Origin of the sequence: Niallia sp. Sow4_A1, assembly GCF_052116745.1 — a bacterium.
In the GTDB taxonomy this organism is placed as follows: domain Bacteria; phylum Bacillota; class Bacilli; order Bacillales; family Cytobacillaceae; genus Niallia; species Niallia hominis.
Genome location: NZ_JBQKKM010000080.1, coordinates 1 through 13,181, shown reverse-complemented (window position 1 = coordinate 13,181; position 13,181 = coordinate 1). Strand labels below are relative to the sequence as shown.

The 13,181-nt window shown below is 35.2% G+C and carries 10 protein-coding genes and 1 riboswitch; of the genes, 1 reads left to right on the top strand and 9 read right to left on the bottom strand.

Annotated elements, in window-relative coordinates:
• Positions 1 to 150 precede the first annotated feature (150 nt).
• The 7 genes from ACTQ5K_RS24355 to ku all read right to left on the bottom strand — a co-directional run bounded on the left by ACTQ5K_RS24355 (position 151) and on the right by ku (position 8,805).
• Positions 151 to 993: a bifunctional 5,10-methylenetetrahydrofolate dehydrogenase/5,10-methenyltetrahydrofolate cyclohydrolase gene (locus ACTQ5K_RS24355; protein ID WP_235252796.1), complete on the bottom strand. Its 843-nt coding sequence runs from the start codon at positions 991 to 993 to the stop codon at positions 151 to 153.
• Between the two features lie 44 nt (positions 994 to 1,037).
• A riboswitch (ZMP/ZTP riboswitch) is annotated at positions 1,038 to 1,121 on the bottom strand.
• 737 nt (positions 1,122 to 1,858) lie between these two features.
• Entirely contained in the window at positions 1,859 to 3,484 is a 1,626-nt protein-coding gene (locus ACTQ5K_RS24350) for a glycerol-3-phosphate dehydrogenase/oxidase (protein ID WP_235252398.1), read from the bottom strand.
• Positions 3,485 to 3,772: 288 nt separating this feature from the next.
• Positions 3,773 to 5,263, bottom strand: a complete 1,491-nt coding sequence (gene glpK, locus ACTQ5K_RS24345) for a glycerol kinase GlpK (RefSeq protein WP_235252397.1) — start codon at positions 5,261 to 5,263, stop codon at positions 3,773 to 3,775.
• A 27-nt stretch (positions 5,264 to 5,290) separates the two neighbouring features.
• On the bottom strand, positions 5,291 to 6,109 hold the full coding sequence (locus ACTQ5K_RS24340; RefSeq protein WP_031535942.1) for an MIP/aquaporin family protein: 819 nt from the start codon (positions 6,107 to 6,109) through the stop codon (positions 5,291 to 5,293).
• Positions 6,110 to 6,417: 308 nt separating this feature from the next.
• Positions 6,418 to 6,960, bottom strand: coding sequence for a glycerol-3-phosphate responsive antiterminator (locus ACTQ5K_RS24335; protein WP_031535944.1), 543 nt, complete (start codon positions 6,958 to 6,960; stop codon positions 6,418 to 6,420).
• A 301-nt stretch (positions 6,961 to 7,261) separates the two neighbouring features.
• Complete coding sequence (locus tag ACTQ5K_RS24330) at positions 7,262 to 7,909, bottom strand: phosphatase PAP2 family protein (RefSeq protein ID WP_031535946.1); 648 nt, start codon at positions 7,907 to 7,909, stop codon at positions 7,262 to 7,264.
• 62 nt (positions 7,910 to 7,971) lie between these two features.
• Entirely contained in the window at positions 7,972 to 8,805 is an 834-nt protein-coding gene (gene ku, locus ACTQ5K_RS24325; RefSeq protein ID WP_031535948.1) for a non-homologous end joining protein Ku, read from the bottom strand.
• A gap of 181 nt (positions 8,806 to 8,986) precedes the next feature.
• On the opposite strand from ku, the gene ligD reads away from it, so the two are divergent.
• Positions 8,987 to 10,198, top strand: a complete 1,212-nt coding sequence (ligD, locus tag ACTQ5K_RS24320; RefSeq protein ID WP_235252395.1) for a DNA ligase D — start codon at positions 8,987 to 8,989, stop codon at positions 10,196 to 10,198.
• 5 nt (positions 10,199 to 10,203) lie between these two features.
• Here the strand turns inward: ligD and ACTQ5K_RS24315 are convergent, their stop codons facing one another.
• Both ACTQ5K_RS24315 and dapF read right to left on the bottom strand, forming a co-directional pair.
• Positions 10,204 to 11,133: an ATP-dependent DNA ligase gene (locus ACTQ5K_RS24315; RefSeq protein ID WP_031535952.1), complete on the bottom strand. Its 930-nt coding sequence runs from the start codon at positions 11,131 to 11,133 to the stop codon at positions 10,204 to 10,206.
• Positions 11,134 to 11,641: 508 nt separating this feature from the next.
• The gene (gene dapF / locus ACTQ5K_RS24310; RefSeq protein ID WP_235252394.1) at positions 11,642 to 12,628 is read right to left on the bottom strand and encodes a diaminopimelate epimerase; all 987 of its coding nucleotides are present in this window, start codon (positions 12,626 to 12,628) and stop codon (positions 11,642 to 11,644) included.
• Between the last annotated feature and the right edge of the window lie 553 nt (positions 12,629 to 13,181).

The window sequence follows — 13,181 nt, the reverse complement described above, 5'->3', positions numbered from 1 at the left end:
TTTTCCAGCTACCGCGCTCTCGCTTGGTGGCCTTTTTGTCTAGTTGGGGGACGAGTCCCCCAACTAGACAAAAAGGATATTTATTCTCCCACAAACATTTTACTCATACTTCAAAACTATTCTCGGAAATACAACAGGAAAAGCTTCTTTTTAACGAGATGCTATTTCCGCTGAGTCAACCGTGTGTTTTAAAAGCATGCTTATTGTAACAGGACCAACGCCTCCTGGTACAGGTGTAATCGCAGAAGCCTTCTCTATACAAGCTTCATAATCCACATCACCAATATTGCCTTTATTATAGCCTGCGTCTAAAATAACTGCTCCTGGTTTAATCCAGTCTCCTTGAATAAAGTTTGGTTTTCCTACTGCAGCAATAACTATATCTGCTTGTCTTACATAGCTTTCTACATTTACCGTACGAGAATGGCATGTTGTTACTGTTGCATCTTCATTTAGGAGCAATGCAGATACAGGCTTTCCTAAAATTGGACTACGACCTACGACAACCGCATGTTTCCCACTAACTTCTACTTCGTAATGTTCCATTATTTTCATAATAGCAGCTGGAGTACAAGAAGGATATTTCCCAAAACCAAGGGCCGTTTGTCCATAACCGAAACTTGTAACACCGTCGACATCTTTTTCGATATCAATTGCTTCAAATGCTTGTCGTTCATCTATTTGACTTGGGACAGGATGCTGTAGCAAGATACCATGGACATCTTTATCTTTATTTAATCTGTTAATCGTTTCTAACAATTCTTCTGTTGTTGTTTCTTTTTTCAGGTGGATTTTCCTAGATTCTATCCCAAGTTTAGCACATGCATTACCTTTCATTCTAACATATGTAGCAGATGATGGATCATCTCCAACTAATATTGTTGCTAAGCAAGGAGTTACCCCTTTTTCTTTTAGAGCGCTTATTCTTCCTTTTAAGTCATCCTTTACTGCATTTGCTACTACATTTCCGTCTAAAATCAGTTTTTTCGACATGTATATACCTCCTGGTAAATTATAGAAAGAAGTGCGTTTTGCTGCTCTTCTGCCCAGACGACCGGCTATACATATACACAGCTCCCATATGGTTATTTCCATCTATGTCGTCAGTCACTATGTATTGATAAGTACTTATGTATCATATCATAGCTCTATTTTAAATGAAATAAATTTTCCGATCATTTCTGCTTTTTAAAGCAAATGAAAAAAGGATCTTCTAAACTGATTTTAAAGTCAGTTTTAGAAGATCCTTTGACTACTGTATCCATCATGATGAATACACATTAGCTATGCATATATTTAAGGGAAATACACGAATACTAGTTAATTGGTGTAAATGCCTAAAACAACGAAAGCCCTACCTCTCTTTCATCCTTACGGCTCCTAGGCCGTGCCAGTGTGAATTTAGGGTGAATTGTGCAGAACACAAAAATACATTTCTGAAAAAAATAATGGAAGGATTAATCCGCAATAGGAAGGATTTTAAATGTGTTTTTGAAGATAATTGGAGTGTAATTGTCATGAATGTTCTTATATAGCTGTTCCGTTTACTTATAAATATCTTAGTTACCTTACACATAATTCTACAAAATTCTTTTTAAACCTCAAATACATACAAGAAACATCATATCTTAGAAATGGATATAAGTCAACTTCAACCTTCCCTATTTTTGTAAAATCATTCATTTAATGGTTTTAGAATCTAAGCAAATGAACAAAAAGTATAGCAGGCTAAATACAGTTTACTTTAGGGCAAGCAACGATTCTATTGGTGTTGACTCGCCCTACTTCTTACTACATATTTCCCATTAAATTCCTATAATAAGATTTTAGGCTTTAAAAAAAGAGAACCACTTACGAGTTAATTTTTAATTAAATTTCCTTCAAATGGTACTGTGGCTTTTTGGATTTCTTCTTCTAATTCAGCTGTTAATATGTTTTTCCTTTCGTAGCTCCAATTATAATAATTTGCCATATACTCTATAACGGCTTCCTTTATTTCTTGCACTTTATCTATATCAAATAGTAGCATTCCTGTTCGTCTTAAAAGAATATCTGTAGGTGTCATAGCGAATTCATATTCCATTGCATAGCGTATTCTTGAAAGCACTACTGGCGAAAGCTCTTCATGCTTTCCGATAGATTCTTTTGCCAGCTCATATAGAATTGGCGCATTGCTGCCATATAGCTTTGCGATTTTTTCTGCATCCTCTTTAGAGAGTCCTGCATTAATTCCCTTCTCTACTACCTCTTTGATATATGTCGAAAAACCTTTTGACCCTCCGACTTCACCGCCTGAAATTGGCAATGATTTTGTCATACAGTTTTTAAATGTTTTGCCTGTTTTTTCTTGCAATCTACTTGCTACTAGATTAACAACTGTCTCTGCCATTTTTCGATAACCAGTTAGTTTACCTCCAGCGATTGTAATTAATTTACTTTCCGATTCCCAAATTTCATCCTTTCGCGAAATTTCAGATGGGTCTTTTCCGTCTTCCAAAATTAATGGTCTCACTCCAGCCCAACTAGATTCTACATCTGCTGCAGAAACAGACACAGAAGGGAACATAAATTTTATGGCTCCTAAAATATAATCCCTATCTTCTATAGACATGGATGGATGTATAAGATCATCACTATAAAAGGTATCTGTTGTACCTACATAGGTTTTACCATCTCGTGGAATAGCAAAAACCATTCTACCATCAGAAGTGTCAAAATAAATGGCTTGTTTTAGCGGGAATACAGACTGATCAATAACTAAATGAACTCCTTTTGTAAGCTGAAGCGTTTTTCCTTTCTTGCTTCCATCAATTGTTCTTAACGTATCGACCCATGGTCCTGTTGCATTAACAATGGTATTCGCATAAATTGGATACACAGTACCAGCTATTAAATTTCTAACTTCCACACCTTCCACCATACCATTTTTATCATATAAGAAGTTTTCTACTTTCGTGTAATTAATGGCAGTCGCCCCATTATCTACTGCTTTTTTAAGTACTTCAACCGTTAAACGGCTGTCATCTGTCCGATATTCTACATAGTATCCGCCACCTTTTAGTCCATCTTTTTTTATTAAAGGCTCTTTAGATAATGTTTCATCCTTTGATAACATTTTTCGACGTTCTGATTTTTTTACTCCGGCAAGAAAATCATATACTCTTAAGCCAATATTCGTTGAAAATTTCCCAAAAGTCCCTCCTTGATGCAAGGGGAGAAGCATCCACTCAGGCGTGGTCACATGTGGTCCATTTTCATATACAACCTCTCTTTCTTTCCCTACCTCTGCAACCATTTTCACTTCAAATTGCTTTAAATATCTTAGTCCCCCATGCACTAATTTCGTTGATCTGCTTGAGGTTCCAGCTGAAAAATCCTGCATTTCTACTAGCGCTACTTCCATTCCTCTAGTTGCCGCATCTAAAGCGATCCCCGCACCTGTTATACCTCCACCAATAACTACCATATCAAATTTCTTATTCATTAATTGCTGTTCTATTTTTTCTCTATTACTTGGCTTCTTTTGCAAAGTAATAACCTCCCTTTAAGTGAAAACCATGTTGGTTAAATATTTTCCTGCTGTAACAAATGAGATAATTGAGTCGTAAGTAGTTTTTTAGGAAACAAAAAGAGACCACAAAGCTACATTATCATTATGATGACAATGGCTTGTGGTCTCTCCAATTCTCCAGACAAAAATTATTAACTTGTGTATATTATAACATATTTTTCTTTATATTCATAGTATTTATATTATTTTTATAATGTTTTCTTATTTAAAAGCCATCGTTGCTTTGACTGCTTTCTTCCAGCCAAGATACAATTCTTCTCTTCTATCTTCTTCCATTTTTGGTTCAAAGGAACGATCCAAACTCCATTGTTCTGCAATTTCACTTTGATCTTTCCAGTATCCAACAGCTAATCCAGCAAGATAAGCAGCACCTAATGCAGTTGTTTCATTTACAACTGGTCGTTCTACAGGAACATTCAGTATATCTCCTTGGAATTGCATGAGGAAATTGTTTCGAACTGCTCCCCCGTCTGCACGTAATGTTTTTACTTGAATATTCGAATCTGCTTCCATTGCAGAAAGTACGTCTCTTGTTTGATAGGCAAGTGACTCTAATGTTGCACGAATAAAATGTTCCTTTGTTGTTCCTCTCGTTACGCCGAACATCGCACCCCTTACATCACTATCCCAATACGGTGTACCAAGTCCTACAAATGCTGGTACTAAATACACTCCATCGGTTGAATCCACTCTGCTTGCATATGCTTCACTATCCTTCGCATCTTTTAGCATTCTTAATCCATCTCGTAACCATTGAATGGCAGATCCAGCAACAAAAATGCTCCCTTCTAGCGCATAATGCACTTTTCCATCTATCCCCCATGCAATGGTTGTTAATAGTCCATGATCTGATTTGACTGCCTTTTCTCCTGTATTCATGAGCATAAAACAGCCTGTTCCATACGTATTTTTTGCCATTCCAGCTTCAAAGCACGCCTGCCCAAATAATGCAGCCTGCTGATCTCCAGCAACTCCCGCAATCGGAATTCTGTTACCAAAGAAATGTCCTTCAACTGTATATGCGTATATTTCAGAAGAAGCCTTTACTTCAGGAAGCATCGATTTAGGAACTGTTAAAATATCTAATAATTCCTGATCCCATTTTAAATCATAAATATTAAACATTAATGTACGGGATGCATTTGTATAATCTGTTACATGTGCTTCTCCACCAGACAACTTCCAAATAAGCCATGTATCAATCGTCCCAAATAACAAATCACCATTTTCTGCTTTTTCTCTTGCCCCATCTACATGATCTAAAATCCATTTAACTTTTGTACCTGCAAAATACGCATCAATCAATAATCCTGTTTTATCTCGGAATAATTGATTATACCCCTGTGCTTTTAATTCTTCACAAATGTCATTTGTTTGTCTTGATTGCCAGACGATTGCGTTGTATACAGGAACCCCAGATTTCTTATCCCACACAACCGCTGTTTCACGCTGATTTGTTATCCCGATTCCTTCAATTTGTTCTGGCTTAATATCTGATTCTGATAAAACGGTTGCAATTACAGCCAGAATGGAACCCCAGATTTCATTAGCATTATGTTCCACCCAGCCTGGCTTTGGAAAAATTTGTGTAAATTCTTTTTGCGCAACATGCACAATTTCTCCCTTTTTATTAAAAATAATCGCTCTAGAGCTTGTTGTACCTTGATCTAATGATAAAATATATTTTTCCATGTTCATTCCTCCCCAGTTAGTAAATATTCACGCTACTTTTTTTCTAATACTCTTACTTTCCCCTTTTGTCATAAAAAATGCAAGCATTAAAACAACTGCATTTATGGCTAACACTACCCAGAAACTGGATAAGATAATACCTTTAAAAAGATAAGTATACATAATTGCAGCTAAAGAACCACCGAGAATCGGTCCAACTACAGGTATCCATGCATATCCGAAATTCGATGAGCCTTTACCTGCTATCGGCAGTACAAAATGAGCAATTCTTGGACCAAGGTCACGGGCAGGATTAATGGCATATCCTGTTGTTCCTCCTAATGACATACCAATTACAACAATCAACAAACCTACAGCTATTGGGTTGAGACCTTCTGTAAAACTATTTGCACCAATGAATAACAATCCTAGCACTAACATAAACGTTCCAATCAACTCACTTAATATATTGGAAAAAGTATGTGGAATCGCAGGTCCAGTTGAAAACACTGCTAATTTTGCACCAGGATCCTTTGTTGCTTCCCAATGTGGGAGATAGTGTAAATAAACAATACAGGCTCCTAAAAACGCACCAATCATTTGCGCTAATATGTAAGGCCCTACTTGATTCCATGGAAAGTCCCCAGTTATTGCTAGAGCAATTGTCACTGCAGGATTTAGATGTGCACCACTAATGCTTCCTACAGCAAATACGCCCATTGCTACAGCTAATCCCCATGCAATCGTAACGACAATCCAACCACCGCCATTTGAGTACGCCTTTTTTAAGTTACCACCTGCTACGACCCCGCCACCAAATACAATCAGAATAAGCGTTCCAATAACTTCTCCCATAAACGCAGACATTCGAATCCCCCTTATCCTTTTTTCACTCTGTTTTAATTCGATGCTAAATACATTTTTTACATCTTCGTTAATACTTATCAACCTGTCTTTTCGATTCAAATCACAGAGTGTAATTGGTTAAAAAATGCGCAAAAAAGGAGAGCACAACAGAATATCGCCAATAAATAAATTATGGCTACCTGCGTGCATCTCCTTTTCTCCTACACATTAAATTAACTTGTAAATCTATTGTAAACGCTTACCAGTAGACTGTCAATTATTTTTTGATATTTCCACTATAAAAATAGTAATTATTAATTAAGTGTACATTATCTCTCTTCCCATAATTCACGCTTCGATGTCGTAATACTTGTAGCCCCAGCATCAATTGCTTTTTTAACATCTTCTTTTGTGCGAATCAAACCACCAGCGAGTATCGGTACATTCAAACTATCTTTTAATTCCTTAATCATCCAAGGCATCACGCCTGGAAGAACTTCAATATAATCTGGATATGTTCTTTTCACCAATTTAACACTTTTCGCTATCGCATGGCTATCGAGTAAGAAGACCCTTTGTATAGCAATGACATTTTTCTGTTTTGCTTTTAAAATAACGGATGATTTTGTAGATATTACTCCATATGGCTTAAACTCTTGACAGATAAACTCTGTACCAAAATCATCACTTTTTAATCCTTGAATTAGATCCACATGGTAAATCATTTTCTTATTAGCCTTTTTTGCCAGTTGGCTAATGTGCTTTAATTGAGAAATATGTACTTCTAAGAACACGCCAATTTCATAATCACTTTTTAGAAAAGCTTCAAATTCCTTCATATTTGATGATGCAGGTATGATATGCTGATTCATTTTTATCCCCCATAATTCACTTTATTGCAAAATTACTATACCTTGTATACGCTCTCCTCTTTATTAACAGCTTTCTTTAGTAAAAAATTACCGTTTCAATTCAGTTTGTCAAAAAAATGATTTTAAAAAAGTTAAATAGAATTTTTATGCGTCGCTTTTAGTGTAAGAGGTGAGACTCATTTGGGATTAGCGCGAGCCCTACTGAGGAAGGCAAACCCCAAAAACGGAAAGCAACATTCCAATCCTAAGGACCTAATAAATATCTATAGACAAACCTTATTTCTACAATCCAGGCGTTTGGCTACAGTCTAGATTTAAATTCATATAGCCGAAAAGCTAAAATACAAACGGCTGAATAGGCTATTCCTATTGAATATCCGCCGACAACATCTGTCGGATAATGAACTCCTAAATATATTCTGCTTATACCAATTAGAATGATAAATAGGCAAGCAACCACATATGCAATTATTTTATGTCCAGTCGATTTCACAATATGTATACATAGATATGCACATGAACCAAAGAATATAAGAGAGCCCATTGAATGTCCACTTGGGAAACTATAGCCTTTCTCTATTATAACAGGCAAAATATCTGGACGCTCTCTTTTAAAAAACCATTTAAGCAGTTTATTTAATAGTGCGCCAATACCATTTGTCAAAACAAAAAAGGTGGCTAAAGCATATTTTTTTCTCCATAGCAAAAGAGCTGTAATGAATAGTAAAGCAATTGTGATAAATGATACCGATCCAAAAAATGTCACCCGTTCCACCCATATTGTTAAATCATCGGAAATGAATGACTGGATAAAATCGATGATCATATCGTCAAAAGTAATGATATCCAAACTGGTAACTAGGTTTGCTATTAAATAAAATACCGTACTAAAAGTTACGATTATAGCAATCATCAGGATTATATACTTTAATGTTATATTTCTTTCCAAAATTATCCCTCGCTATTTTTCGGTGCTAGCTTGTCCATACAAGCATAGCACCTATTTAAATTTTAAGCTTCTTTTGCGACTTTCTTTCTCGTTGTCTTCTTCTTCTTTTCTTCTGTTTTCTTAGGCTTTGTATTATCAATAGAAGCTTGAAGAGCCGCCATCAGATCCATGACATTCGATTTCGGTTGCTTTTCTGTACCTGTAACTACTTCTGCTCCAGCTTTTTTTGCTTCAATTAATTGAAGAAGAGCTGTTCTGTACTCATCCGTGTATTTTTCTGGTGTAAACTCTGTTGTTAATTGATCTATTAATAAAATGGCTGTTTCTAATTCTTTTTTCTCTATTTGACTGGCTTCAGGTACATTTGGTACATCTTCTACATTGCGAACTTCATCTGGAAAATGTATCGTCTCCATCACAAGTGTATTTTCATACACTCGAATAATAGCTAATTGCTCCTTAGAGCGAATAATAATCTTAGCAATTCCTACTTTTCCTGTTTCAAGCAAAGCTTGTCTTAATAAAGCATATGCCTTATTTCCGCCCTCACCTGAAGACATATAATAACATTTTTCAAAATAAATCGGATCAATTTCTTCCATTTTCACAAAATCAATAATCTCTACCGCTTTATCCTCGTTCTCTTTGCGTAGATTTTCTAAGTCATCATCATCGAGGACTACATATTTTCCTTTTGCATACTCATACGCCTTCACAATTTCTTCTGGAGCTACTTCTTTTTCACAGGCAGAGCATTTCTTTTCATATTTAATAGGAGCATGACACGCTTTATGAAGTGTTCTTAACTTTATATCTTTATCCTCAATTGCAGAATGCATCTTAATCGGTATACTCACTAGTCCAAAACTTATATTTCCTTTCCACATCGTGTGCATCGTATAATCTCCATTCTCATTTAAATTACTTTCCCAAAAATTTTACTTTTTGATTCTATTAATACATTGTGTTTCCATGTCTTTTTCATACTATTTAATTATTGGTAGTGCACATCATTCATACATACCCATATCAATTGGATATACTACTATTATCGAATGATTATCAGGAGGATTACTTATGCCTAAAGCAGCATTTTTTATACATTATTATCATAAAAAATCAGATACATTTGGTGTGAGCGTTTGTTTAAATAAGGAAATAATAACCGTTGGGAGATTTAAGAAAGGGTTAAAGGAGGATGAGAAAATCGCCTTGTTAGGCATTATAAAGGAACATTACAAAAAAGAAGAGGATGATTTTTATTATATGGATCCAGGAATTTGTGTAGAATTACATTTCTCTTCATTTGTACATGATGAAATAATCAATCCTACTTTCTCAAAATTTTTATATAAACATAATTGGCGCGATTGCAAATTGGAACAACTTATAACAGATCGCACTACTATTACTCACCCTGACAAACCACTTTTTCCCGATACTAATATTACTAAACTTAATTATCTTTTATATTTAAAAGAGGTAAGTCCCTATTTCCTTCCTTTTTTGCATAACCGTTTGCTGACAACCATTCGCTTTCCACATGGTCTATTTGGAGAATCATTCTATCAAAAACAATGCCCAGATTATGCTCCTTCTTTTGTAGAAACATATGTAAAAGAAGATATTGAATATATTTTATGTAATAATCAAGAAACCCTAATGTGGTTAGGAAATCAATTAGCTTTTGAATATCATATCCCATTCGAAACCATCCACTCCAATGGAATGCCTTCTGAAATTGTATTTGATTTAGATCCTCCTTCAAATGATCATTTTCATATGGCCATTGAAGCAGCTAAAGTTCTGCATGAAATTCTGAATAGATTGCAATTACAAGCCTTTTTAAAAATCTCAGGAAACAAAGGCATACAAATTTATTTGCCACTTCCCGAAAAAACTTTTTCATACGATGAAGTGCGGATTTTTACTGAATTTATCGCACATTTTATGATAGAAAAGAATCCAGAACAATTCACCATTGAAAGACTGAAAAAAAACAGAAATAATCGATTATATATTGACTATATCCAGCACAGCGAGGGCAAAACGATAATCGCTCCATACTCTATCCGTGGTAACAGAGGTGGATATGTTGCATGTCCAATTGAATGGAAGGAACTTACAAACACCCTCCATCCAAGTCAGTTTCCGATGAAAACTGTCCTTGAGAGATTAGAAAAAGGAATAAATCCATTTTCTACTTATTTTGAAGCCAAAAAAAGACAGCCGTTCCGTCAAGTGCTGGATATATTAACACAAATTAAAAATAAACAGGGATTCCTGTAAGAGGCTCATTCCATTAGGCACTCTTCTATAGGGACGGTTACAAAGGATTCAATTACTGGATGTCTTAAGGTTCTACCCTCTGTCCACTCTAAAAAGGTGATTTTCACAGTAAGAGCTGGCCTCAGCCAAACACTTCCCTTAACTTCAACTTGGTTAATAAACGGATTCTCTTTGATAATAATTGGTTCAATAGCATTTGTAACAGCAACCCAGTCTTTTGCCGTTAATTTTCCAGAACCAGCACTTCCAATATAAAATAATTGGCCGTCCTTATTAAACTGCCCAAGATGTAGGGAATGGACAGTCTTATTCTTCAACGTAACCCCGCCTACTACTGCGATTAAATCCTGCTCTTTTTTTCTCTTTCTCCATCTTGAATCTTTTCCTTCAAGTAAATATGGACTATCGAGATCTTTACAAACAATTCCTTCGAGCTGATGCTCCATGCATACGTTAAATAAACCTTCTGTATCGGAAAAGCTTTCCACTAGGCGAATCACTTCATTCTCAGTAATTCTTTCTCGTAGTATTTGTTGTCTTTCACGTAGAGGCTTCTCTAATAACCAATGGTCATTAACATAAAGGATATCAAAAATCATATAGGTAATGGGAATTTCCTGCTGCAATTGGCTTACTCTATCCATATTTCGTATTCGATCACGCTTCATTACTTCATAAAAAGACGGCTTGCCATTCTGTAAAGCGATTATTTCTCCGTCCAAAATGCAATTTTCAGCCTGTATAAACGTATTTGGGCGTAAGAGCTCTGGATATTGTTTGGTTCTTTCGTTTTTCTTTCTATTAAACAATTGGGTTTTATCTCCATCATAATAGGTGAGTATCCTTGTTCCATCCCACTTCACTTGGGCAACCCACTGATCACCTTGAGGAATTACATCTGTTAAGATTGGTTCAAATGGCTTTATTGGCTTCATAGTAGATATCCTTTTTATCCTTACCATTTGCAAATAGAAAAATAATATACAGTATTATTCCAACACATCCCATTATCTTTCAGAATTTAACTTAGCAATAAACTGTTTAATACTTTTTTAGACGAAAAGACTTGGGACATAAGCCATGAGGCTGTGTCAAAACTAAATAACTAATCTTTAAAGACGAACAATCTCTAATTTAGCTCTTATATAAGCTACTTTCTCATGATGGTTATCTATGATACAAATGTAGTTAAGTGTAAAAACTAAGTCGTTTTTTAAACTTGTTCTAAACCAATAAACACGAACCTTTGTGTAATTAAATTACATAAAACGTTCGTGTTTATTGTTGATTGAAATGCTTATGTCCCAATCTCTTTATACTTTTAAAATAGCCATTTCAATTACAATTACCTGCAACCTACTCACTCTGATGATATATCGTTTCATCTTAGTAAATATAGCTTACCTTTTCATCCTATCCATTTGGAAAGAACTATTATTATACTTACTTTAAATGAGCCTCTACATAATTTTGTGCTTCTGTTTGTAGTTTATTATATTGGATAGCTTCATCCTCAAAATAAATCTTATTCTTAACATTAAAATTTTCAATCGTATCCCACTCTAAAGCTACTTCTGCACGATATACATAACTAGCATTTCCAATTAAATCTATGCGGTATTGTCCATTTTGATGGTGAACAATACAGCGAACTTTCCCGCCATTATTATACACATCAACATAAGTATTTTCTTCATTAAATCCATTTAATATCGTAACGAGGGTAGATGCGCTCATCGCTGTACCGCATGCATTAGTAAAACCAACTCCTCGTTCATAAGTACGAACATAGATACTACCTTTATCTAAAATCGATACAAAGCTAACATTAACTCCGTCTGGAAAGTATTCATTTGACCCATTCACATATTTACTTAAAGTTTCCTGTACTTCAGAATCCAGTACCTCTTTATTCACTAACGTAATTAAATGTGGGTTTGGTACTGCTAACGCAGTAAATAACAAATCTTCATGCAGTCCTGGAATCTTCTCATTCAGTAGTGTATCTGCTTCTAATTGTAATGGAAGATCTTCTGTCTTAAAGGAAACTGGAGATATTTCTACCAAATAAGTTGGAATGTTTGGATAAATATCCTCTTCATTTTTCACTTCCAGATTAGCTTTCATCGTTTCAATTACAGCCTCTTCTACTTTAAGCAATTCACAAACATAACGGGCAACACAACGAATACCATTTCCGCACATAGACGCTTCCGAACCATCTGCATTAAATACTCTCATTCTTGCATCGGCTACTTGACTTGACATTACATAAAGAATTCCGTCAGCTCCCAAGGAAGACTCTCTATTACAGAGCGCTTTAGCTAACGTCGCTCTTTCTTCTTCAGAAAACTGATAATCATCTGATATCTCATCTATAATTAAAAAATCATTTCCACTTCCATGACATTTTGTAATTTTTATATTCATTTCCCTATTCCTCCAAGCTGATATCAATCTTCTTCCATTTTACCGTTCCTGCATTTAACCTGCAATTAATTCTTATTAGTAAAAGAGTACAGAAAATAACAAAAGAGGCTGGGACAAAACTAAATAACCAACCTTTAAAGACAAATACTCTCTAATTTAGCTCTTAAATAAAGCTACTATCTCATGATGATTATCTATGATTTTAAATATAGTCAAGTATAAAAACTAAGTCGTTCCATTGCGCTACAGACCCACGATGCGCCATGGAGGAAGCTGAGCCTCCCTCGCATGCTCTGAGGGGTCTAAAGCGTCTCTATTTCCCGCAGGAGTCGAGCGTCCTCTGCTCCATTTCACTTCGTTTTCAAACCTATTTTTAAACTAAAAAACACGAAAATTTATATATATTAACTATATAAATTTTCGCGTTTTTTATTAGTTGAAATGGTACTGTCAATATTTTTGTGTAAATGACTTTTCAACTTCTCAAGGTAGATGATCACCTTCGTATTCAAATAGATTTGTTCGAAGTGTTGATTTGGGTGTCTAGGAAAGG

Excerpts from the sequence above, each read along its gene's own strand:
- ACTQ5K_RS24355 (WP_235252796.1), bottom strand. The coding sequence starts at position 993 with ATGTCGAAAAAACTGATTTTAGACGGAAATGTAGTAGCAAATGCAGTA.
- ACTQ5K_RS24350 (WP_235252398.1), bottom strand. The coding sequence starts at position 3,484 with ATGAATAAGAAATTTGATATGGTAGTTATTGGTGGAGGTATAACAGGT.
- glpK (WP_235252397.1), bottom strand. The coding sequence starts at position 5,263 with ATGGAAAAATATATTTTATCATTAGATCAAGGTACAACAAGCTCTAGA.
- ACTQ5K_RS24340 (WP_031535942.1), bottom strand. The coding sequence starts at position 6,109 with ATGTCTGCGTTTATGGGAGAAGTTATTGGAACGCTTATTCTGATTGTA.
- ACTQ5K_RS24335 (WP_031535944.1), bottom strand. The coding sequence starts at position 6,960 with ATGAATCAGCATATCATACCTGCATCATCAAATATGAAGGAATTTGAA.
- ku (WP_031535948.1), bottom strand. The coding sequence starts at position 8,805 with ATGCACACGATGTGGAAAGGAAATATAAGTTTTGGACTAGTGAGTATA.
- ligD (WP_235252395.1), top strand. The coding sequence starts at position 8,987 with ATGCCTAAAGCAGCATTTTTTATACATTATTATCATAAAAAATCAGAT.
- ACTQ5K_RS24315 (WP_031535952.1), bottom strand. The coding sequence starts at position 11,133 with ATGAAGCCAATAAAGCCATTTGAACCAATCTTAACAGATGTAATTCCT.
- dapF (WP_235252394.1), bottom strand. The coding sequence starts at position 12,628 with ATGAATATAAAAATTACAAAATGTCATGGAAGTGGAAATGATTTTTTA.